Annotated in this window: 21 protein-coding genes; 7 read left to right on the forward strand and 14 right to left on the reverse strand. The window is 62.8% G+C overall.

The features are described 5' to 3' along the window. Positions 1 to 409 precede the first annotated feature (409 nt). Entirely contained in the window at positions 410 to 1,972 is a 1,563-nt protein-coding gene (locus JQ600_RS25980; RefSeq protein WP_212389837.1) for a L,D-transpeptidase, read from the forward strand. A gap of 245 nt (positions 1,973 to 2,217) precedes the next feature. Here the strand turns inward: JQ600_RS25980 and JQ600_RS25985 are convergent, their stop codons facing one another. Both JQ600_RS25985 and JQ600_RS25990 read right to left on the reverse strand, forming a co-directional pair. Then, positions 2,218 to 2,376: a hypothetical protein gene (locus JQ600_RS25985; RefSeq protein WP_212389838.1), complete on the reverse strand. Its 159-nt coding sequence runs from the start codon at positions 2,374 to 2,376 to the stop codon at positions 2,218 to 2,220. A gap of 247 nt (positions 2,377 to 2,623) precedes the next feature. Then, positions 2,624 to 3,001 (reverse strand): nuclear transport factor 2 family protein, encoded by a 378-nt coding sequence (locus tag JQ600_RS25990; RefSeq protein ID WP_212389839.1) that lies wholly within the window; start codon positions 2,999 to 3,001, stop codon positions 2,624 to 2,626. A 165-nt stretch (positions 3,002 to 3,166) separates the two neighbouring features. Here JQ600_RS25990 and JQ600_RS25995 point away from each other — a divergent pair, with 165 nt between their 5' ends. Continuing rightward, a complete protein-coding gene (locus JQ600_RS25995) occupies positions 3,167 to 4,459 on the forward strand; it encodes a M20/M25/M40 family metallo-hydrolase (RefSeq protein WP_212389840.1) in 1,293 nt (430 codons plus the stop codon). A gap of 215 nt (positions 4,460 to 4,674) precedes the next feature. On the opposite strand, the gene JQ600_RS26000 is transcribed toward JQ600_RS25995, so the two are convergent. Further along, a complete protein-coding gene (locus JQ600_RS26000; RefSeq protein WP_212266874.1) occupies positions 4,675 to 5,412 on the reverse strand; it encodes a cupin domain-containing protein in 738 nt (245 codons plus the stop codon). 215 nt (positions 5,413 to 5,627) lie between these two features. Between JQ600_RS26000 and JQ600_RS26005 the strand changes: the two genes are divergently transcribed. Next, positions 5,628 to 6,422 (forward strand): extracellular solute-binding protein, encoded by a 795-nt coding sequence (locus JQ600_RS26005; RefSeq protein ID WP_212266876.1) that lies wholly within the window; start codon positions 5,628 to 5,630, stop codon positions 6,420 to 6,422. 169 nt (positions 6,423 to 6,591) lie between these two features. Here the strand turns inward: JQ600_RS26005 and JQ600_RS26010 are convergent, their stop codons facing one another. From JQ600_RS26010 to JQ600_RS26020, 3 genes are all read right to left on the reverse strand, one after another. Beyond that, complete coding sequence (locus JQ600_RS26010; protein ID WP_212389841.1) at positions 6,592 to 8,331, reverse strand: bifunctional protein-serine/threonine kinase/phosphatase; 1,740 nt, start codon at positions 8,329 to 8,331, stop codon at positions 6,592 to 6,594. A gap of 76 nt (positions 8,332 to 8,407) precedes the next feature. Beyond that, on the reverse strand, positions 8,408 to 9,220 hold the full coding sequence (locus tag JQ600_RS26015; protein WP_192740075.1) for a formate/nitrite transporter family protein: 813 nt from the start codon (positions 9,218 to 9,220) through the stop codon (positions 8,408 to 8,410). A gap of 569 nt (positions 9,221 to 9,789) precedes the next feature. Then, complete coding sequence (locus JQ600_RS26020) at positions 9,790 to 10,587, reverse strand: transporter substrate-binding domain-containing protein (RefSeq protein ID WP_212266880.1); 798 nt, start codon at positions 10,585 to 10,587, stop codon at positions 9,790 to 9,792. Between the two features lie 175 nt (positions 10,588 to 10,762). Here JQ600_RS26020 and JQ600_RS26025 point away from each other — a divergent pair, with 175 nt between their 5' ends. Continuing rightward, positions 10,763 to 12,382 (forward strand): GMC family oxidoreductase, encoded by a 1,620-nt coding sequence (locus JQ600_RS26025; protein ID WP_212266882.1) that lies wholly within the window; start codon positions 10,763 to 10,765, stop codon positions 12,380 to 12,382. Positions 12,383 to 12,415: 33 nt separating this feature from the next. Here the strand turns inward: JQ600_RS26025 and JQ600_RS26030 are convergent, their stop codons facing one another. Then, the gene (locus JQ600_RS26030; RefSeq protein WP_212266884.1) at positions 12,416 to 13,594 is read right to left on the reverse strand and encodes an MFS transporter; all 1,179 of its coding nucleotides are present in this window, start codon (positions 13,592 to 13,594) and stop codon (positions 12,416 to 12,418) included. 127 nt (positions 13,595 to 13,721) lie between these two features. On the opposite strand from JQ600_RS26030, the gene JQ600_RS26035 reads away from it, so the two are divergent. Beyond that, positions 13,722 to 14,522, forward strand: a complete 801-nt coding sequence (locus tag JQ600_RS26035; RefSeq protein ID WP_249136094.1) for an AraC family transcriptional regulator — start codon at positions 13,722 to 13,724, stop codon at positions 14,520 to 14,522. 116 nt (positions 14,523 to 14,638) lie between these two features. Next, positions 14,639 to 15,991 (forward strand): malonyl-CoA decarboxylase, encoded by a 1,353-nt coding sequence (locus tag JQ600_RS26040; protein WP_212266889.1) that lies wholly within the window; start codon positions 14,639 to 14,641, stop codon positions 15,989 to 15,991. Between the two features lie 214 nt (positions 15,992 to 16,205). Here the strand turns inward: JQ600_RS26040 and serA are convergent, their stop codons facing one another. The 7 genes from serA to JQ600_RS26075 form a co-directional block, all read right to left on the reverse strand. Further along, on the reverse strand, positions 16,206 to 17,465 hold the full coding sequence (gene serA, locus JQ600_RS26045) for a phosphoglycerate dehydrogenase (protein ID WP_212266892.1): 1,260 nt from the start codon (positions 17,463 to 17,465) through the stop codon (positions 16,206 to 16,208). A 141-nt stretch (positions 17,466 to 17,606) separates the two neighbouring features. After that, the gene (locus JQ600_RS26050) at positions 17,607 to 17,870 is read right to left on the reverse strand and encodes a DUF3297 family protein (RefSeq protein WP_212266894.1); all 264 of its coding nucleotides are present in this window, start codon (positions 17,868 to 17,870) and stop codon (positions 17,607 to 17,609) included. Continuing rightward, positions 17,867 to 18,343, reverse strand: a complete 477-nt coding sequence (locus tag JQ600_RS26055) for a glutathione peroxidase (protein ID WP_212266896.1) — start codon at positions 18,341 to 18,343, stop codon at positions 17,867 to 17,869. The genes JQ600_RS26050 and JQ600_RS26055 overlap by 4 nt, the downstream gene beginning before the upstream one ends. A 74-nt stretch (positions 18,344 to 18,417) precedes the next feature. Continuing rightward, entirely contained in the window at positions 18,418 to 19,818 is a 1,401-nt protein-coding gene (locus tag JQ600_RS26060; RefSeq protein ID WP_212266898.1) for an amidase family protein, read from the reverse strand. Positions 19,819 to 19,888: 70 nt separating this feature from the next. Further along, on the reverse strand, positions 19,889 to 20,455 hold the full coding sequence (locus JQ600_RS26065) for a c-type cytochrome (RefSeq protein WP_212266900.1): 567 nt from the start codon (positions 20,453 to 20,455) through the stop codon (positions 19,889 to 19,891). A 148-nt stretch (positions 20,456 to 20,603) separates the two neighbouring features. After that, positions 20,604 to 21,887 (reverse strand): sorbosone dehydrogenase family protein, encoded by a 1,284-nt coding sequence (locus tag JQ600_RS26070; protein ID WP_212266902.1) that lies wholly within the window; start codon positions 21,885 to 21,887, stop codon positions 20,604 to 20,606. Between the two features lie 199 nt (positions 21,888 to 22,086). Further along, a complete protein-coding gene (locus JQ600_RS26075) occupies positions 22,087 to 22,344 on the reverse strand; it encodes a DUF6894 family protein (protein WP_192740088.1) in 258 nt (85 codons plus the stop codon). A 306-nt stretch (positions 22,345 to 22,650) separates the two neighbouring features. Between JQ600_RS26075 and pqqA the strand changes: the two genes are divergently transcribed. Next, entirely contained in the window at positions 22,651 to 22,731 is an 81-nt protein-coding gene (gene pqqA / locus JQ600_RS26080) for a pyrroloquinoline quinone precursor peptide PqqA (protein WP_012029362.1), read from the forward strand. Positions 22,732 to 22,762 lie beyond the last annotated feature (31 nt).

The following is a 22,762-nucleotide window of genomic DNA, read 5'->3' on the forward strand; positions in this document are numbered from 1 at the left end:
CGTAGATCAGCGAGGGGCCGTCCAGCGCGGCCGATGACAGGACCGTTTACGCTGCGATTTCAAGGTATCGTGATTTCCACGGTCCGCTTCGAGTCAATTTCGGAACCTGGACTCCATGACGGGATCCTTATCCACCTCGGGACCGGACGTGGTCAGGCCGAATTTCCGGCGAGAGACTGTTGATGATCCGCCCGTCCGGGTTGTTTTGTCGCACCGATGTATCCAGATCGTTACAATCCGAGCCGCGGGCCGCTCTTTCTCCTGCGCAGGCTGTCGTATAAAAGTGAATCGCCCCCGGAACGGGCCGAATTCGCGGCGTGGATAGTGGTGGCGATTGGTTGATCCAAAATTCATGAATCTGACATCTGATCGACGCACGCGCGGACAGACATTTGAACCGGGGCAAGGAATGGTAATTCGATTGGCGACGGCGCGATACTCCGTGGCGATGCGGCGTCGGGGTGTTCCTGCCATTGTGACATTCGCGGCGGTGGCCGCATTGGCGGCCTTGACGGGACTGGCCGCCGACGCCGCGCCGAAACAAGCGCGCCCGAAGCCCGCCACCGAGGCGACGGCGCCGCGCGATGCCGGCGAGCCGCTCATGGCGATCGTGTCGATCAAGAGCCAGCAGGTCACTTTCTACGACGCCGACGGCTGGATTCTGCGCGCGCCGGTGTCGACCGGCACCAAGGGACGCGAGACGCCCGCCGGCATCTTCGCCATCCTCGAGAAGAACAGGGAACACCGCTCGAACATGTATGACGATGCCGAGATGCCGAACATGCAGCGCATCACCTGGAACGGCATCGCGCTTCATGGTGGGCCGCTGCCCGGCTATGCGGCCTCGCACGGCTGCGTGCGGATGCCGTTCGGCTTTGCCGACAAGATGTTCGACAAGACGCGGATCGGAATGCGGGTGATCATCTCACCCAACGACGCTGAGCCAATGGAATTCTCCCATCCGGCGCTGTTCTCGCCGAACCGCGAAGCCATCGCGGCCGCGCCGGCCAAGGCCGAAGCGCTGCCCCGCGAGGCGGCCGAGGCTGCCAAGGCGGCCGACGAGGCGAAGAAAGCCATCGCGACGGCGACGCGCGAGACCGCGTCGCTGACAGCGTCGCTGCGCAAGCTGCAGGGCCTGAAGACCCGCGCCGACGGCGAGCTTGCCGCCGCCGAGAAGGCGGTCGCCGCCGCCAAGACCGACGAGGCCAAGACGCGGGCCGAGGACCTCAAGCAAAAGGCCGCAGCCAAGGCCGCGGACCTCGGGACCCAGCTCGACACCGCCAAGGCCGACTCGAAATCGAAGCTCGACGCCGCCGCCGCGGCCAAGGAAGCGGCCAAGACGGCCCAGACCAGGAAGGCCGACACCGCCAAGGCGGCGAGCGAGGCCAAGCTCGCGCTCGAGCCGGTCTCGATCTACATCAGCCGCGCGACGCAAAAGCTGTACGTGCGCCGCCCGACGCATAAGCCGGCCCCGGACGGCGGCGGCATTGTGTTCGATGCGACCATCGAGGTTCCGGTCACGATCCGCAATTCCGACAGGCCGATCGGCACGCACGTCTTCACGGCGGTGGCGCAAAAGGATTCCGGCCTTCGCTGGACCGCGGTCACCATCGACAGCGCCGACGACGCCAAGGCCGCGCTCGACCGCATCACCATCCCGCAGGAGGTACTCGATCGCATCGCGCCGACCGCCATACCGCGATCCTCGATCGTGATCTCGGACGAGCCGCTGAGCGTCGAGACCAACTATCGCACCGAGTTCGTCGCGGTGCTGAGCACCCAGCCGCAAGGCGGCTTCATCACGCGCAAGCCGACGCCCCCGGTCGATGTCTACGCTTCAAGCGACCCCGTCCAGGGCGACGGCTTCAACCCGTTTTTCCAGCGCAGCTGGGAACCCCAGCCGCCCCAACCCGCCAATACGCGCCGGCGCGGCGGCCAACAGTACTGGCAGCCGGGCACGAACTGGTGGTAGGGCAAGGCACGCTGGGCGCAGGGCGCAGGGACGCTCAGGTTCATTCGCGTCGATTTAATCTGCCTCTCGATGTCCGATCAGCGGAGCGGCTCAACCCGCCCCGCGAGGGCCTCGGTCTCAGCAAGTAGCCTTAAGCGACGCGCCAAACGGGATCACGTCACCGCGAAAACCCGGATGTCGCGGAGCCTGTCATCGGGCGCGGATTTGCACGACCCGTTGGCTCATTCGGGATACGCTCGCTGAATTCAGTCGGCGTCCGTAATTCTTCCCTTGCCGGCACAGGCCTCGCACTTCGCCGGATAGATCTTGCGAGTTACCAGCACGGGCTGCTTCACGGCAGGGAATCCCGTTCCATTGCAGGCAGCGCAGGTGTGCTCTTTGATCTTTTGTATCATGGCGTTCATTTGAACCCCTTCCACGCCGCCATGTTTGGCAGCCCTCGTACAGTATGTATGGCAATGAGACGCGGCCAGTTATTTTCGCCCGTGTGATTGCGGAGACCCCAAACGCGCGCATGGGGGCGCACAGGTGTGAGCGCCTCAGCAAGTAGCCCGTACAAGCGAAGTGCCATACGGGATCACATCACAGCGAAAACCCTGAAATCGTGGAGCCTGTCATCGGGCGCGCATTCGACCCGTTGGCTCAGCCGCGCTAGACTCGCTCAACAAGATGCGCACGCGAGGCTGCAGGGTCAAAACGATCGGCGAAATATTGCGTTTCGTGGGCCACCAGTCCTTCGCGGAACTCCATGATGCTCACGGCGTAAGATGGTATGCCGTCATAGGTAAGCACGAATTCAGTGATCCAGAGATCGCTGCTGCCGATCATTCGCCGCACCGCAAAATGTTTCTTGTTTGGCTGGACGGTTCGGCTCTCCTGAATTTTGCGCCGGCCGCGGATCCGCTCGCCCGATTGCGGATAATCAAGCACAGCATCCTCGCGGTAGATTTCATGTTCGGCCTCGAAATCGCTCGCGTCCGAAGCATCCCAATGGCGCTGCAGCGCAGCCTGCACGGTTCGATCATCCATCGCAATCTCCCGCTTGCGCTTCCGGCTATTATTTTCCGAAACCCTCGCATTCATTTAGCTGTAAACTCCAGAACACCTCGCTCGAATGTTTGAAGCAAGGACGGTAGGGTGGCTCTACCCATCCCACGAACTATCAATATCGTCAGATCATTCGAAAGGCTCGCCATGTCGCGTCCCGCCCGGTTCCCTCTGCGTTTCCCGCTGGCCTGTATCGCCGCCTGCACCCTGGCCTTGTCGCCCCTGCCCGCACGGGCCGCGCCGGTGACCAGCATTCACGAGCTGGCGCAGCAGGAAAAGGCCCCGCTGCTCGACACGCTGCGCGACCTCGTCAACATCGAGTCCGGCAGCAAGGATTCCGAGGGCCTGGCGCAGCTGGCGGCGTTGATCGCCGAACGCCTGACCAGGCTCGGCGGCAAGGTCGAGATCATCGAGCCGACCGAAATCTACCGGATGGACGACACGCCGCCGAAGCCGGGTTCCATGGTGCATGCGGTGTTCAAGGGAACGGGAACCAGGAAGATCATGCTGATTGCCCACATGGACACCGTCTATCTGAAAGGCATGCTGAAGGACCAACCCTTCCGCATCGACGGCGACCGCGCCTATGGCCTCGCCGTCGGCGACGACAAACAGGGCATCGCGCTGATCCTGCACGCGGTGGCGATGCTGCAAAAACTGAAGTTTACGGATTACGGCATGCTCACCGTGCTGATCAACGGCGATGAGGAGATCAGCTCACCCGGCTCGCGCAGCACCATCACCCGCATGGCGGGCGAGCACGATGCGGTGTTCTCCTATGAGGGCGGCGGAATGGATGGCAATTTGCGCCTGGCCACCAGCGGCATCGGCGCGGCGTACCTGACGGTGGACGGCAAGGCCTCGCACGCCGGTGCGGCGCCGGAAAAGGGCGTCAACGCGCTGTACGAGCTGTCGCACCAGATGCTGCAATTGAGCAACCTGTCGCGGCGCGAACAGGGCCTGTCCCTGAACTGGACCGTCTCGCAGTCCGGCACCAATCGCAACGTGATCCCGGCGCAGGCCACCGCGCAAGGCGACGCAAGGGCGCTGAAGGTGTCCGATTTCGCCGAGCTGGAGGCCACGCTGCAGCAACGCATCAAGACCCAGCGGATCCCCGACGCCAAGGTGCAGCTGCGGTTCGAGATGCGCCGCCCGCCGCTGGAAGCCACGCCCGCCTCGCGCCGCCTAGCCGCCCACGGCACCGCCATCTACGAGGAACTCGGGTTGCCCTTGAAGGTGATCGACGTCGCCTCCGGCGGCGGCACCGACGCCGCCTTCGCCGCGCTGATGACCAAGGCTCCCGTCATCGAGGGCTTTGGTCTCAGCGGCTTTGGCGCCCATTCCAACGACGCCGAATACGTCAAGCTGGAGACCATCGTGCCGCGGCTTTATCTGTCGGCGCGCATGATCATGGATGTGTCGCAGGACAAGGTGAAATGAGACGGTTCAGCGGTGGCTGGGCCGCTGGAATCGGCCTCGTTGTCACGAGTTCCAAAAATAAAAAGGCCGCTGAGTGATGTCAGCGGCCTCGCTAAAATTTTTAAGTATGAAATCCTGCTTGGCAACTTGATAGCGCAGAACCGTTCTATTGTGGATTCCGGGCAAATACGGTGTCCTGATCTGCGAAGGCTGTCGCGTCGCTAACAGCGCACGTCCTAACCGCGCTTGCCGCCGATCGAGATGAAGGCCATCAGACAGGGCTCCGGCAACGGGTTACGCCAGCGATGCCTTGTGCCGTTCTGCACGATGCAATCGCCCTGGCGCAGATGGACCTTCTGGCCGTCGTCCAGTTCAAGCGTCATCTCGCCGCGAACCACGACGCCGTAGTCGATGGTATCGGACGTATGCATGCCCGGCGCGCTGCGGTCGAAAACGTCACCCATGCCGGGGAGCTTGTCGGACAATTCCTTCAGCCCGCTTTCGAACGTGACGCCGGCCGGCGGCTTGTAGCCTTCGGGCCGCCTCGGCGGATACGAGATCAGGCGGAACATCGTGCCGCCCGGGCCGGGAAACCCTATTGTGCCCTTGAGCATCGGGTCCGGCTCCCGGCCGGTGAGCTGCGGCACACCTTCGGTCATGTATAGCTCGTAGAATGTCAGCCCCGGATTGCTATCGATCTCCACGACCTTGGACGTGACGTCAAAGGACTTGAACACCGACTTGCCGGCCTCATCGCGGCCGGTCAGCGCCCGCTTGGGCGGCGGCAGGTCGCTGGAATCCTTGGCTTCGGCAGGTTGCGAGATCACGGCCAGCGCGCCGCTGCCGGCGATCGCGGAAAGCGCCTGGAGCAACTGGCGCCGATCCCCGCCTGCAAATTCTTCGGACGGGGGCGTCCTCTCGCTTACGGATTTGTCCTTGTTCCGTGTCCACCAGCGCCACGAGAGCCTGCTCATCTGTGTCCTCCGCCTGTTTTGGTTTTCGTTGTCGTCAGTACTATTTGTGCCGAAGCAAGCAGGCCCGTGGAACTAGACCTTAGGCGTAACATGCAACCAGTGAGGGTGTCGCATGCAGGTGGCGAGGGCTTCATTTGAGATAGCCGCTCGGCCTTATGCGCAGTAACATCCCTCGCAAGGACGTCCGCTCAAGAAGCGCCCCGGGAGGAATAACCATGCGGCTGAATTCAACTGTTTTCCGCGCACTCGCACTCGGCTTCGTTGCCGCCTTCGCGTTTTCAGGCTCAGCCTCCGCCGCCGAGGTCCGCGTCATGATCTCCGGCGGATTGTCCGCCGCCTATAAGGCGCTGGTCCCTGAGTTCGAGCGTGCCACCGGCCACAAGGTGCTGACCGCCTACGGTCCGTCGATGGGCACGACGGCGAATGCTATCCCGGTGCGGCTGGAGCGCGGCGAGGCCGCCGACGTCCTGATCATGGTCGGCTATGCGATCGACGATCTCGCCAGGCAGGGCAAGGCGATTGCGGAAAGCAAGATCGACCTGGTCAAATCGCCAATCGGGGTTGCGGTGAAGGCAGGCGCCCCGAAGCCGGACATCAGCAACGCGGACGCGGTCAAGCGCGCGCTGCTGGCCGCGAAGACCATCGCCTATTCCGACAGCGCCAGCGGCGTCTATGTCTCGACCGAGATGTTCGACAAGCTCGGCATCAAGGACGCCATGAAGGACAAGGCGCGAAAAATTCCCGCGACCCCGGTCGGCGAAATCGTCGCGCACGGCAACGCCGAGATCGGCTTCCAGCAGATCAGCGAGCTGCGGCCGGTCGAAGGCATCGACATCGTCGGTCCCCTGCCCGACGAACTACAGAAGATCACGGTGTTCTCCGCCGCGATCGCCAGCGTCTCCAAGGAGCCCGACGCCGCCAAGGCGCTGATCAAATTCCTCGCCTCGCCCGCGGCGCGGCCGGAGATCGTCAAGAGCGGGATGGACCCGATCGTGGGGGCGACGAATTAGGTGATGCTAGCGCTCCCTCTCCCGCTTGCGGGGAGGGTTGGGGGGAGCTGCCGCGAGTCGCACTCTTCGTGGGGAGAGAGTCTCCACCCGCCGCGCTCTTCGAGCGCAGCGACCTAAGAGCGAGCTTCGCTCGTCTCGACCCCGCAAGCGGGAGAGGTGAAGTCCCGCGTCACCGGTGCATGCCGTGCTGCATCGCCAGCAGCACGATGATCGCCAGCGCCAGCACGACCGTGGTGCTCTTCCAGAACAGCAGCGGGTTGCGCTCGATCAGCGGTGTTGACGAATTGCTGAGATAATTGGCGTTGGGATGACGCAAATCATGCAGGAATTCCGACAGGCTGTCGTATCGCTTGTAAGGATTCGGATGCACCGCGCGCTCCAGCGTGCCGTCGACCCATAACGGCACTTCGCGGTCGCGGTGCGAGGCCGGGCTGTAGATCAGCCTGCTGAACTGCGAGCGGGTTCGGGCTTTCGCCGCTGCGGCGCCATAGGGCAGCTTTCCCGTCAGCATGTGATAGGTGATGACCCCGAGCGAGAACAGGTCGGAGCGCGACGAGACCGGCTCGCCCAGAAAATATTCCGGCGCGGTGTATTGCGCGGTGCCGAGGATGTCGTTGCGGTTGCCGGATGGAGCGGCCTCGATGACGCCGGTGATCTTGGTCGAGCCGAAATCGATGATCTTCACCGTTCCGGTCTTGTCGATCATGATGTTGTCGGGCCGCAGGTCCTGATGCAGCATCTCCTTGCGGTGGAACGCGCGCAGGCCCTTGGCGATCTGCTCGACGATGCCGCGCACCGTTTCCAGCGTCGGCCGGGGATTGTCGATCATCCATTGCGTCAGCGTCTGGCCGTCGATGTATTCGGTCGCGACATAGAGGAAGTTGCGCTTGCGTGACGGCAAACACGGCTTCAGCACATGCGGGCTGTCGATCCGCCGCGCCACCCATTCTTCCATCATGAACCGCTTCAGATATTCCGGGTCGTCGCGCAGGTCGATCGACGGAATCTTGAGAGTGACGACGTCCTCGCTCTCGATGTCGACCGCAAGGTAAATGTGGCTGCGGCTGCTGCCGTGCAATTCCCTGACGATGCGGTATCCATCGAAAACCTGCCGCGCTTCCAATAGCGGCGGCAGCGGCAGTTCTCTCGGCTGCCCGAACACCTCGCTGGCGGCGCTTTCGGGCAGCTCATCGACGCGCACGATCTGAATGGTGAGATTGTCCTTGCTGCCGAGTTCAAAGGCGAGTTCGGCGACGGCTTTTGCCGCCTGGTCGAGATCGGTGGCGTTATCCCGGACCGTTCTGGCGATATGGCGATCGCTGACCTGTTCGTAGATGCCGTCGGTCACCAGCACGAAGGTGTCGCCCTTCTCGACCCGGGACATCAGATAGTCGATTTCGATCTGCGGATTCACCCCGAGCGCGCGGCCGAGATAGGACTGTTCCGACGAAATGATGACGCGATGGTCGTTGGTCAGCTGCTCCAGCGAGTTGCCGGACACGCGATAGATCCGGCTGTCGCCGACGTGAAACAGATGCGCCGTGGTCGACTTGAGGACGATGGCGCTCAGCGTGCAGACGTAGCCGCGGTCCCGGTCGTAGGAATACTGGCTTCTTCGCGTTTGCGAGTGCAGCCAGGAATTGGTCGCTTCCAGCACGCGCTGGGCAGAAGTTCGCACCGACCAGGATTCCGAGGTGCAGTAATAGTCGGTCAGAAAACCCTTGACGGCGGACTCGGCTGCGATCCGGCTGACATTGCTGCTCGAGATGCCGTCCGCCAGCACGATGGCGATGCCCTTGAGGCTCAATAGCGGCTCGGCCGGAATCAGGACGCCGTGAAAATCCTGATTGGTCTCCTTGCGACCTTTGTCAGAATATTGCCCGACCGATATTTTCAGTTCACGCGGCATCTGTCCCGTCAAAGGAAATGGGGGTCTCAACCCTTGGAATAATCCCTGGAGTTGAGACCCCGAATGGCCGATGCGGTCAACCCACGGCGCGCTTCGGCGCCGTCTTGACGTGGGTGGCGTACAGCGTCAGGCCGGTGAAGGCGAGGCCGCCGACGAGGTTGCCGACCACGGTCGGAATCTCGTTCCAGATCAGGTAATCCCAGACGGTGAAGTGGCCGCCCATCAAGAGGCCCGACGGGAACAGGAACATGTTCACGATCGAATGCTCGAAGGTCATGTAGAAGAACAGCATGATCGGCATCCACATCGCGATCACCTTGCCGCTGACCGTCGTCGAGATCATCGCGCCGACGACACCGGCCGAAACCATCCAGTTGCAGAGCATGCCGCGGATGAACAGCGTCAGCATGCCGGACGCGCCGTGCGAGGCGTAACCGACGGTGCGGCTTTCGCCGATGGTGCCGATCACCTGACCGACCTTGTCCGGCGGCGTCGAGAAGCCGAAGGTGAAGACGATCGACATCATCACGGCGACCGTGAACGCGCCGCCGAAATTGCCGACGAACACCAGGCCCCAGTTGCGCAGCACGCCGGCCAGCGTCACGCCCGGACGCTTGTCGATCAGCGCCAGCGGACACAGCACGAACACGCCGGTCAGGAGGTCGAAGCCGAACAGATAGAGCATGCAGAAGCCGACCGGAAACAGCGCCGCACCGACGATCGGCACGCCGGTCTGCACGTTGATGCTGACCGCAAAGGCGGCCGCGAGCGCGAGGATCGCGCCGGCCATATAGGCGCGGATGATGGTGTCGCGCGTCGACATGAAGATCTTGGATTCTCCGGCATCGACCATCTTGGTCACGAATTCCGAAGGCACGAGATAAGCCATTGCAGTTCCCCCTGTTTCGCAAAAATCTAACCAGCGCCGGCATCCATATGGCCCGCGCCGATGTGAGGTGTGGCGAGCCGTCCTCGCGCGCGCGTGCCGCAACCAACACCATCAGCAGAAGCAAAACGCTTCTGCTCGGCGCCGCGGGTCACACGCTCACGCTTGATCTGAGACAGAGATGTTTGTGGAGTGGTCCCGATGACTGCTCCAGACGCCTCATGGAGGTCGCCTGATCCCTGCGCCTTGGCCAACACTGGCTTTGGCAATCCGTAGGACGGCAGTCGTCATTGACTGAGATTTAATTAAGCAATCGATGTGCCAACACGGGGCGGGCGCCGAAGTGGCAAAAACCCCGTGATTTTACAGGATTAATCGCCCCGGATCGCATCCAGGCGCATCGATCTCATGCCTTGTATTTGTGCAGTTGCACAGATGTAGCGCAGGGTTCGACTCCTCACGCTAACATCGCAAACCACGGAGACACCCCCACCCCAACCCTCCCCCGCAAGTGCGGGAGAGAAAGCCCAGCTCCATCGTGGAAGCAGTGTGCGGTCTAACGCTCTAACCGCTCACTTCGTCTGGGTCCGGATCGGCGAGTCCTTCAGGCCGTTATTGTCATAGGCCTTGCGCAGCGTGCCGTTCGAGATCGACTCGGTCAGGAACTTGACCGCAAACGCGTGCGACAACGGATGATTGAGCGGCACCGCGACCGCGGTCACCGTCTGCTTGAAGGTTTCGTCGAGCACGCGCGTGCCCGGAATTTTTTTGGCCATGGCATTGAGCGTTTCGCGCGACAGCGCGAAGGCATCGATCTCGCCCTTCGCAAGCAGGCCGGCGATTTCGTCAAAGGTCTGGTAGCCGGTGATCTTGGCATTCTTCAGATGCACGATCGCGCCGCGCATGGTCGTGGTGTTGTTGACGGCGGCGATCTTGACGCCGGGTTGATCGAGGGTCGCGAAATCAGTCACCGTCGAGCCGGGCTTGACGATGTAGGTGGCGTCCGCGACCTCATAGATCGGCCCGAACGACATCTTTCCCTCGCGTTCCGGATCCTTCGGCAGGAAGGTGACGTCCCAGGTGCCCTTCGACGCGGCGTCAACGATCTGGCCGGAATTCTGGTGCACGACATATTCGACGGCAACGCCGAGCTGCGCCGCCATCGCCTTGCCGAGATCGACCGGGACGCCAGCATAGCCGGATTCGGTTTTGGTCGACCAGAACGCGCCGCCCGCCGGGCTGATCGCAATCGCCACCCGCAGCTTGCCGGTCGGCGCGATTTCATCTTTCAGGGCATCGGCATTTGCCGGCATGGCTATCATCATGGCTCCAAGGACGAGGCCGGCAAGTCGCGGCAATTGATGGGACATAGCTTTCCTCCACGCCGGGTCTTCGCCCGGTCAATTCTGGAAAGTTTGCTTTTAGCTCAGCGAAGATCGGGCGTACAGCGATCCGCCATGCACGCCGCATATGACGCAAAGCCCTATCCAGACCATCTGCAGGCCACTATCGTCTGCCGCAAACGCAGATCGGGAGCGAAACGTCTTGACGGGTAAATCCGGTTTTGATGCGGAGTTCGATGTCGTCGTGGTAGGCGGCGGCTCCGCCGGCTGCGTGCTGTCGGCACGACTGACGGAAAATCCAAGAGTGTCGCTTTGCGTCATCGAAGCCGGCGGACGCGATCGCAATCCATGGATTCACATTCCGATGGGTTTCGGCAAACTGGTCCCGAACCCGAAGATGAACTGGGGTTACGAAACCGAACCCGAACCGGGTCTGGGCGGCCGAACCGTGATCTGGCCGCGCGGCAAGGTTTTGGGCGGCTCCGGCTCCATCAACGGCCTCGTCTTCCTGCGCGGCGCCCCCAGCGACTACGACGAATGGCAGCGCCTAGGCGCGCGTGGCTGGGGCTACAATGACGTGCTGCCCTATTTCAAGCGAATGGAGCACAGCGTTGACGGCGCCAATGCATGGCGCGGCACCGGCGGTCCGATGACGGTGTCGAACATCAAACGCCCTTCGACGGCGGCGAAGGCATTCGTCGAGGCCTGCGAGCGCCTGCAATATCAGCGCAACCCTGATTTCAACGGCGAGCGTATTGACGGCGTCGGCTTCGCGCCGCTCAACGTCCACAATGGCTGGCGCCGCTCGACGGCGGTCGGATATCTCAAGCCGAACCTTGCCCGCAAAAATCTCGAGCTGATGACGAAGACCCGCGTCCGCCGCATCCTGTTCGACGGACGCCGCGCCATCGGCGTGGAGGTCGAACGCGACGGCCAGATCCAGCGCATCGGCGCGCGGCGCGAGCTCATCGTCTCAAGCGGCGCGATCAATTCTCCGGTGCTGTTGCTCGCCTCCGGCATTGGCCCGGCCGCAGAACTGGCAAAGCTCGGCATCGACGTGAAATGCGACCTGCCCGGCGTCGGCAAGAATCTGCAGGACCATTATCAGTCGAACTTCACATTCAAGACCAACGCGACCGATACCTTGAATGAAGCCGTGATGAGCCCGGCCAAGTCGGTCAAGCTCGCGCTCGAATGGCTGCTCAGGGGATCCGGACAACTCTCGGTCGGCGCGACCGAAGCGACGCTGTTTGCGAAATCGGACCCTTCCGAACCGGTGCCTGACATCCAGTATCAGTGCCTCAATTTTTCGACTGACGGGTTCAAGAACGGCCTGCATCGGTGGCCGGGCTTTACCTTCATCTTCAGCGTCTGCCGGCCGAAGAGCCGCGGTGAAATTACGCTGCGCGACGCGGAGGGCCGCACGCCGCCGCATATCCGCGCCAACTATATGACCGACCCTGATGATATGCGCATCATGCTGGCGGGCTTTCGCATTGCCCGGCAAATCGTCGCGACCGAGCCTTTCCGATCGCTGGTGGTCGAACAGATCAGGCCCGGTCCCGAGGTCACCAGCGACGATCGGGCCGCCGATTACATCAGGAATATCGGCTCGACCGTCTATCATCCCTGCGGCACCTGCCGGATGGGCGAGGATGACGGGGCCGTCGTCGATAGCCAGCTCCGCGTTCGCGGCATCGACGGTCTGCGGGTCGTCGATGCGTCCGTCATGCCGGCGATGCCCTCGCCGAACATTCACCCGGCGACGATCATGGTCGCAGAGAAGAGCTCCGATATCATCGCCAGCGCGCTGGCGAACTGACGCTGGCGAGCTGACGCGAAAACTCGACTGCGATCAATTCGTCTGCGCCGCCGGCACCTTGATTTCCTGCGGCAGGATGATGGCGGCGACGATCACCAGGAGGCACAGCGCGCCAAACGCCTGCAGCATGGTGACAAAGCCGCCCTTCTCGTACAGCCACGCCACCAGCCCGACGGAAGCGCCCGCGGCCGTGAAGCCGATGAAGTAGCGCACGGAGTAAGCGCGCGAGCGCCATTCATCGGTGGTGTACTTGCCGACCATGGCGTCGTTCACCGTGACCTGGCCGAACGCGCCCATCACGATGCCGATCGAGGCGATGATCAGCGGCAGGTTCGACAGCGTCGCCGCGAAATACAGGAATGGCGCCAGCAGGAACGACAGCGGCAGCATCACGGTCTTCAGTGAGTAGTGATCGATGAGCTTGCCGATGGTGTACTGCGTCATCGCGCCGAACACATAGACGCCGGCGGCGATGACGCCGAGCAGCGCCGGGCTATTGGTCAAGTCGGCCAGCCGCTCCGCAAACAGCTTTGGCAGCGCCACGGTGACGGCGTTGAAAGTGGTCGAGATCGCGATCACGACGATCAGCAGCGCCAGGATCACCCGCCACATGTCCTCTTTGGCGATGCGCGCCTGGGCTGCCGCCTGCCTGGAGCCGGTTCGATCCTCGTGCACGACCAGCATGGCGAAGGCCACGCCGATCAGCATGGTGACGACCCCCGGCACGATGAAGGCCCAGCGCCAGCCGAGATATTGCCCGATCACGCCGGTGACCAGCGCCGACGACGCCACGCCGAGATTGCCCCAGACCCCGTTCAGCCCCATCTCGCGGCCGAGCTTGTCGGCATAGGATACGATCATGGCGGTGCCAACGGGGTGATAGATCGAGGCGAACAGGCCGATCGAGAGCAGCACCGCGCCGAGCTCCAGCGGTGTCCGCACGAAGCCGACCGCGATCATCGAGGCGCCGATGCCGGCAAAGAAGATCACCATCATGTGGCGGCGGCTCCAGCGGTCGCCGAGCCAGCCGGTGATCAGCGATCCCGCGCCGAAGGCGACGAAGCCGGGGGTGGCGTAAGGCAATAGCTCCGAATAGGCCATGCCGAATGCCGGCCCCATGATGATGACGGCGGCGGCGAAGATCAGCATCGCGTAATGATCGATGAAATGGGCGGCGTTGACGAAGCTGATCACCCGGCTGGGGCTGTTCATGGTCTGGTCCAGTCCTTGGCGCTTGTTGGGCATTTCTTGGCAGGCGGGTCCCGGTCAGAGCCCTGGGCCCGAATCCCGCAACTTTCCAAAATAGGTTATAGGGGGTTGTCCTGACGGGATGTCGCCAATGAATATCGCCGAAAAGCCAATCGCCGCCATTATCGGGCGCCGCATCTCGACCGGCGACGGCATCCATATGATCGCCAACAACTACAAAAAGGGCTTCCGGATCGACACCCACATGCACCGCGAGGCGCAGCTGGTTTACGCCGCCCGGGGCACCATGCAGGTCACCACCCCGAAGGGCCGCTGGCTGGTGCCGCCCGACCGCGCGGTCTGGGTGCCGGCGCGGCTTGCGCATGCCATCGACGTGCTCGCCGACATCGAAATGCGCACCCTGTATTTCGACCTCGACTGGCTGGCCCGCGAGGAGCGCAGCCAGAGCCTCAGGTCAGAATTCGTGGTGCGGGTGTCGCCGCTGTTGCATCAGGCAATTCTGGCGCTGTTCGACGAGCACACCACAGCCGAGCGCACCGGCCTTTTGGTCAAACTCGCAATGCTGGAGCTGCACCAGGCGGAAGATTCCGCGACCTTCATCCCGCTGCCGCACGAGCCACGCTGCCGGCGCGCCGCCGACATCGTGCTGTCGGATCCGACCGGCGCCCATGAGATCGAAACGCTGGCGCGCGAGGTCGGCACCTCGGCGCGGACGCTGTCGCGGCTGTTTTCGGCCGAGACGCAACTCAGCTTCAAGAGCTGGTGCCAGCGCGCCCGTGTCGCGGCCGCGATCGAAAAACTGTCCACCGACGCCAACGTCTCGGTCAAGCAGCTGGCTTCCGACCTCGGCTATGCCAGCGTACCGGCGTTTTCGCACGCCTTCCGGCAGGTCACCGGCAAGACGCCAACCGAATTTGCGGAAAAGGCCTGAATTATACCTTCGTCGAAGCCTGACATATTTCCGTACGATCCATGCGCTTGAATAAGATCGGCCGCGCCCTAGATTCGATATAAGGTTCGGCATCACCTCCGGAATCGACTTCGCCCATGGCCAACGCCTTCTTCTCCGACCTGCTTTCGACGATTTCCGAACGCGGCCGTACGCTGCTTCGGCGCGGCGGATCTTCGGATACCAAGGAAGACGCCTCCGAACTGCTTGAACTGTGCGAGGCGCTGCTGTCGGGCCGCGGCGAGGCTACGGGCACCGCGATGGCCCGCGAAGTGCTCGATCGCTACCATGACCTCGACACAGCCGGCCGGCTTTCGTTCTTTGCCGCCCTCGCCCGCGACTACGGTCCCGATCGCGAACGGCTTTCGCGGGCGATCGAGAGCTGGCGCGCGCAGCCGAGCGACGCCGACGCCAGCGATCTTCATTTTGCTTCCGAGCCGCGGCGCCAGGAACTGGTGCGCCGGCTCAACCGCGCGCCGGGCGGCACCAGCGATCTGGTGGCGATGCGCGCCGATCTGCTTTCGCTCATGAAGGGCAACAAGGATCTGGCAGCGCTGGACCGCGACGTGGTGCATTTGCTGTCTTCCTGGTTCAACAGGGGATTTCTCGTGCTGCGCAGGATTGACTGGTCGACGCCAGCGAACATTCTGGAACAGATCATCCGTTATGAAGCAGTGCATGAAATCCACGACTGGAACGATCTGCGCCGCCGCATCGACCCGGTCGACCGCCGCTGCTACGCCTTCTTCCATCCGCAGCTGACCGACGAGCCGCTGATCTTCGTCGAGGTCGCGCTGACCGAAACGATCCCGACCGCGATTGCGCCGCTGCTCGCCGCCGAACGCCAGCCGGTGGCGATCGAGCGTGCCCGTACCGCCGTGTTCTATTCGATCTCGAACACCCAGAAGGGACTTGGCGGCATCTCGTTCGGCAGCTTCCTGATCAAGCAGGTGGTCGAGGAATTGCGGCGCGAATTGCCGAAACTCGACACCTTCGTGACGCTGTCGCCGGTGCCCGGCTTCATGCAATGGCTGAAGGAAGCCGACGACGTTCCCTTGTCCGACGAGGAACGAACGCTGCTGGAAAAGCTCAACCAGCCCGGCTGGTTCGAGAACGCGGAGACCACCACGCAACTGCGCGCGGTGATCGAGCCCTTGGCCGCGCATTATTTTCTCAAGGCCCGCACCTCAAAAGGCCGGCTGATCGATTCGGTGGCGCGCTTCCATATCGGCAACGGCGCGCGGCTGGAGCGGATCGACTGGCTCGGCGACCTCTCGCCGAAGGGCGTTCGCGAGTCCGCCGGCATCATGGTCAATTACCTCTACCGGCTCGACGACATCGAAAAGAACCACGAAGCCTACGCCAACCAGGGCGAGATCGCCGCCTCCAGCGCGGTGAAGAAGCTGCTCAAGACCGAAGGCCGGCGGCTGCTGGATATGCGGCTGTCGTAAAACGTCATGAAGTTAGGTCAATAGCAACCGCGAAGGAACCGCGCCCCCTCTCCCGCTTGCGGGGGAGGGTTGGGGTGGGGGTGTCGCCGCGAGTACCCGTGTGGCGAGAGCCCCCACCCGCATCGCATCGTTCGATGCGATGCGACCTCCCCCGCAAGCGGGAGAGGTGCAGCGAGCCTGCCGCCGGAGCTACGCAGATTTGCTTCCGCCCCGCTCAGATCTTGTATTCGTAGAGCAAGCGGGCGCGAATGGTGCCCTCGAGAGCCCGGATGTCCGCCAGCACGCGCTGGCCGTCGGCGGCGGAGGCGTCGGCGTCGAGAACGACATAGCCGACGTCGTGATCGGTCTCGTAATATTGCGCGGCGATGTTGACCGAGTGGCGCGCGAGCACTTCGTTCAGACGGCCCAGCATGCCCGGCAAATTGCGCTGCACCTGAATGAACCTTGTGCCCGAAGGCCGCGGCGGCAGTTGGACCTGCGGGAAATTGACGGCGCCCATGGTGGAGCCGGAATCGCTGTATTCGACCAGCTTGCGTGCCACTTCGGCACCGATGCGCTCCTGCGCCTCTTCGGTCGAACCGCCGATGTGCGGCGTCAGGATGACATTTTCCAGCCCCTGCAGCGGCGATACGAAGCGATCCGCATTCGAGCGCGGCTCGACCGGGAAAACGTCGACCGCGGCGCCGCGCAACCTGCCTTCGCGCAGCGCGTCGGCGAGCGCCTCGAGGTCGACGACGGTGCCGCGGCTGTTGTTGATGAAATACGCACCCGGCTTGATCGCGGCAATCTCGTCGCGCCCGATCATCCCGGCCGTGGCCGCCGTTTCCGGCACATGCAACGACACGACGTCGCTCTGTGCCAGGAGCTCATGCAAGCTCGCGACCGGCTCGGTGTTGCCGTGACGAAGCCGGTCCGTGTGGTCGTAGAAGATGACCTTCATGCCCAACGCTTCAGCGAGATTGGAGAGCTGCGAGCCGATATTGCCGTAGCCGATGATGCCGAGCGTCTTGCCCCTCACCTCATAGCTGTCGTTGGCGGACTTGTCCCAGCGTCCCTGATGGGCGGCGTTGGAACGCGCCACGATCCGGCGCAGCAGGATGACGATCTCGCCGATCACCAGTTCCGCCACGCTGCGCGTATTGGAAAACGGGGCATTGAACACCGGAATCCCGCTGCGGCGCGCGGCGTCGACATCCACCTGGTTGGTGCCGACGCTGAAGCACCCGATCGCGATCAGCCGGTCCGCGGCTTCCAGTACATCCGGGGTGATCTGCGTGCGGGAGCGGATGCCGAGCAGATGCACGCCCTTGATGGCTTCCTTGAGCGCATCGCCTTCCAGCGCCTTGGACAGGCGCGTCATGCTGGAATAGCCGGCCGACTCGATCAGCTGCACGGCGCTGTCGTTGACACCTTCGAGCAGCAGGACCCGGATCTTGTCCTTTGCGAGCGAGAGTTGGGGGAGCTTACTGGTCAAGATCGCGGCGTCCTTCAGCGATAGAAATGGATGATTGATCTATGCCGTCATTGCGAGCGAAGCGAAGCAATCCATTCTTTCTTTTTGTGGCGAGATGGATTGCTTCGCTTCGCTCGCAATGACGAATGAGACAGGACCCCCTCAGGACGACGCCTTGTCCCGGAAATACGGCTCGACCGGGCCATGAACCTTGATCGTCAGGGGATTACCGAAGCGGTCCTTGGCATTGCCCGCAGTGACGCGGATCCAGCCCTCGCTGATGCAATATTCCTCGACATTGGTCTTCTCGGCGCCCTTGAAGCGGATGCCGACGTCGCGCGACAGCAGCTCTTCGTTGTAATAAGGGCTGTTCGGATTGGTCGACAGGCGGTCGGGGAACGCGTCGGTTTCGGTTTTCTCGTTCATAGCAGTGCCTCGATTTCTCTTCTCAGTGCTTCGGGTGTCACGGTCGGGGCATGGCGTCCCACCACCTTGCCCGAACGGTCGACCACGAATTTGGTGAAATTCCATTTGATCGACGAGCCCAGCAGGCCCGACCGTTCGTTCTTCAGGTATTCATACAGCGGGTGCGCCTTGCTGCCGTTGACGTCGATCTTGGCGAACATCGGAAACGTCACCTGAAATCTGGTTTCGCAGAACGCCTCGATTTGTTTGGCGTCGCCCGGCTCCTGCGCGCCGAACTGGTTGCAGGGAAAGCCGAGCACCGCAAAGCCGCGCGGCGAAAGTTCGCGATGCAACGCTTCCAGACCCTTGTATTGCGGCGTGAATCCGCAGGCGCTGGCGGTGTTGACGATCAGCAGCACCTGACCCTCGAACTGCTTCAGCGGAACCTCTTCGCCGGCCAGCGACTGCGCCGTGAAATCATAAATGCCTGACATCGAATTCCTTCGGTCTCTTGTTTGACGCGTTTTCTTTACGCGAACCGGTGTCCACTTCGCTTGAAAACGCTCTGCTAGCTTGCCGGATCGATCGCCGCCGACGGCGTTCCGCCGGCCTCGATCGCCTCGCCCGCGGCAAGGCAGAGATCCTCACGGTAACGGCCGGAGACCAGTTGAACGCCGACCGGAATCCGCCCCACCAGTCCCGTCGAAACCGTTAGCCCGGGCAGGCCCATGAAGGGAATGGCAATCTGCGGCAATTGGGCGTGCCACACCCTCGCAAAAGACGCCTCGTCCTTGCGGTCGAGGTGATCGGGGAACGGCAATTCGCCGGATACCGGCATCAGCAGCACCGCGTATTGTTCGAAGAATTCCAGCCATTCACGGGTCAGCGTCGCGCGCCGGGTCAGCGCCCTCGAGAACGCCGCGGCATCGAACGGAAACACTTTTGTCCGGCTGCCGCGCAGACAGGCCAGCGCGCCGGGATCGCCCTCACGCTCGGCGGTCTCCAGCTGCGCCTCATAGCTGTCGCCGAGCCAGAGCTTGGTCTGCAGATCGGCGGGCTCGCGCAGCGGCGGTGTATTGGTGATTTCCTCGACGATCCAGCCCGCGCGCTCCAGCCGCTTGCCGGCATCGGCAACGGCGGCTTTCACCTCGGGCACGGGATCGAGGCCATCAGGATTGAGGCACATCGCGACGCGCTTTTGCACCGGCGGGCCTTCCAGCGGCGCCGGGACCCACCAGGGATCGCGATAATCCCGGGCCGACATCGCCGCCAGGGCAATCCTGATGTCGCCGATGGTCCGGGCCAAGGGTCCCGATACCGCGCTGATCTGGGGACCAATCGTGCGCTCGGGGAGCGCGGCATTGAATGCCGGAATCCGGCCCATCGTCGGCCGCAGGCCATGGACGCCGCAGGCGTAGGCCGGGTAGCGGATCGAGCCAGCGATGTCGGTGCCATGCGCGATATGCCCGATGCCGGCCGCGACCGCTGCACCCGCGCCGCCCGAGGAGCCGCCCGGCGTGATGCCGGGATCGCGGGGGTTTTTGGTATCGCCATGCACGAGATTGGTAGTGAACCAGCGATAGGAAAAGGCCGGGCAATTGGTCCGCCCCAAAATGACGGCGCCGGCCTTGTAGAGATTATCGATCACGGGGCTGTTGGTCGTAGCAATCGCGTCGCGCTGCAGCTTCAGGCCGTTGGTGGTGGCAAAGCCCGTCTGGTCGATATTGACCTTCACGGTAATGGGTACGCCGCCCAGGGGGCCGACATCTTCGCCCCGCCCGATCGCGGCATCGATGGCCGCGGCCTGCGCCAGCACCTCGGCCGGCTTGTGGTCGACCACGGCATTGATCCTGGGATTGACCGCGTCCAGCCGCGCCAATGCGGATGTGGCCGCCTCCGTTGCCGAGACCTTTTTTGTCTTGATCAGCGAGGCCAGCTCCGCGGCCGACAGGCGCCAGATTTCTTGCATGGGAAACTCCGTTTGACCGCCTTGTAGCGCCGCGCGAACAGCAACGCCAGCCGGGGCCGTGAACCAGGGTTTAGCGCAAATGGGCAATGAAATGAGCGAGATCGGCGATCTGCTCTGATGTGATCGGACCCATCACGTCGGCCATGCTGCCGTCATAGCCGTGGCGGCTATTGTCCTTGTATTCGCCAAGCGTCTTGGCGAGATAATCCTCGCGCTGGTTGGCGATCCGCGGCACGTTTTCCTTGCCGGAATAATCCGGGTTGTGACAGCTGTTGCAGCGATGCTGCTGCCCCAGCGTCTGGCCGCGCTGCATCCGCGCGGGATCGCCGGCCTCAGCTGGTGGTGTGGGTTTGGGTATCTTGGCGATGAAATCGGAGAAGGTGCGCAGATCGTCGTCGGTCAGCGCCTTCGCCATCTCGTTCATCGGCTCGAAGCTGCGCAGCTTCTCGCGAAACATGAAGAGCTGGATCAGCGTGTAAGGCGCCTGCTGCGCGCCGAGCGAGGGCGTGTTTTCGGTCTCGGACTGTCCGCGCTCGCCGTGACAGGCCAGACACGGCGCGATGCGATCCTGGAAGGTTTCCGCGCTTGCCATTGAGGCGATCAGGGTGAACGCCAGCGCCGTTATTGTTCTATGCATCGGACTTCCAGGAATGCCTGTCATTCCGGGGCGATGCGCAAGCATCGAACCCGGAATCTCGAGATTCCGGGTCTGGTGCTAACGCACCAGCCCGGAATGACCACGTAGCTTGTTCGTCGCGTTGCTCCTCACAATGACGAACTTCCGATCACTTAGCGCCCGCCACCTTCTGCTTGCCGTAGGTGATGCGATAGACGGCGCCGTTGTAGTCGTCGGAGACCAGCAGCGAGCCGTCCTTCAGCTGCAGCACATCGACCGGGCGGCCGATGTACTTGTTGTCCTCGACGAACCCGGTGAGGAACGGCTCCACGGATTTGACTGACCCGTCCTTGTTCAGCCGGGCGATGAGGACGTCACCGCCGACCTTCTTGGTCCGGTTCCACGAACCATGGCGGGCGATGAAGATCGCGTTCTTGTAGGACTTCGGGAACATGTTGCCGGTGTAGAACCGCATGCCCAGCGCTGCGGAATGCGGGCCCAGCAGGCCGACCGGCGCAGTGTAGTCGCTGCAGGATTTTCCCCAGCCGAATTCGGGATCGACGATGTTGCCCTGCAGGCAGTAGGGCGCGCCGAAATGTTCGCCGACCTTGGTGATGCGGTTGAGCTCATCCTCGGGCACGTCCTCCGACATCCAGTCGCGGCCGTTGTCGGTGAAATAGAGCTGCTTGTTCTCCGGATTCCAGTCGAAGCCGACGGTGTTGCGCACGCCCCTGGCGATCACTTCGGCGCCGGAGCCGTCGAGATTGATGCGCTTGATCAGGCCGTGCGCGTCGCTGTGCAGCACGTTGTTGCCGGGTTGCCCGACCGGAATATACAGCTTGTTGTCCGGACCGATGCCGATGAACTTCCAGCCGTGGGCTTCATCCTTGGGCAGATCGGAGTAGATCACGGTCGGCTTCGGCGCATTGTCCAGATTGTCCTCGATCTTGTCGATCCTCGAGATCTTCGACAGTTCGGCGATGTAGAGCGTGCCGTTCTTGAACGCGAGGCCGTTCGGGCGATAGAGGCCGGAGGCGATCACCTTCACCGAGCGCTTGCCGTCCTTGTTGACGACCGCATAGACCTTGTCGATCAGGCGGGTGCCGGCAAACACCGTGCCCTTGTCGCCTTCGATCAGCGAGCGCGCGTTGGCCATCCCGGCGGCGTAGACTTCGATGTTGAAGCCGGCCGGCACCTTCAGCTTGGCGGTCGGCAATTTGTCGGGCGCGGCGGGGATGGGCGGCGGTGCGATCGGTGCGAGCTTGGCGGCGGCTTCATTATCGGCAGGCCGGCCGATCAAGGGCGAGCCCGGCGGAAGCGGGGCTGCGGCTGCCGGCGCCGCACCTGCCGCAGGCGGCGTGGCGGGCTGCTGCGCTGCAGCGTTCAATGTCAATGCACCGAAAAAAGCACCGGCCAGCAATAGGCTGCGCGGCGCCGACGAATAGCTCATCATGGCATTCTCCCTGGCGGAAGCCTTATCCTCGCGCGGCAAACATCATCCGCCGGTGGCCCCCCGGGCGGCACTCTCTAATATTTGTCCGTACATTTGCAATCGGAAAACATCGCTGACCCATCATCCAGCGCCATTCCCCGGTGCGCAATTCGCACCTGAGATTCACGCTGACGCGCGCCCCGGAATGACGGTGGCTGAATCAATGCCGGGTGATGGAGCGATCCGGCGTGTCGAGAATGGCCTCGGTGAACGGAAACTCGAGCACGATCTCGCCCTCGTCGTCCGTGACCTCGATGGTCGCGTTCAGCAGCGCGCCGTCAGTGCCTTCGGTCTTGAGCAGTTCCCGGATCATGGCGCGCGCCATTTCCCAGGCGCGGTCGGGATCCCGCAGCACTTCGCCATCGGGATCGGAAATCAGCTCATCGCCGATACGGGTGTTGAAAAAATAGCGTGGCATCGGCGGTAACCTACTCCATGGATGCCCCGCAGCCGGGGGCCAGCCCATTTTTCACAAGTTCTTTATCTGAAGCCGGCAGCGCTCCGTCGAACGGAAAATCAGCATTCGCGGCGTTGCGATCAACCCGGAAACGCTTGATCCCACGCAGTTTTGACCGCGGGCCTCCGCACAAAAACGTGAATTATCTCGCGATGCAACATGAAAACACGGAAGGCATGCGGCAAAAAGATTTCACTGGCGAACTTTCTGATCCGCAGTACCTTATCTCCGAGGGCGGAGTTCGTCCGGTATCAAAAGGAGCGCTTAATGGCCTGGAAAGCACCGAAAATCGTCGAAGTGCCGGTCGGCATGGAAATCAACATGTATGCGTGCGCCGCCCGAAAGTAACCGGCAGCGATCGCCAAGGTTTTAGCGAGGT

The sequence above is a fragment of the Bradyrhizobium sp. AUGA SZCCT0176 genome, assembly GCF_018130145.1.
Classification (GTDB): Bacteria; Pseudomonadota; Alphaproteobacteria; order Rhizobiales; family Xanthobacteraceae; genus Bradyrhizobium.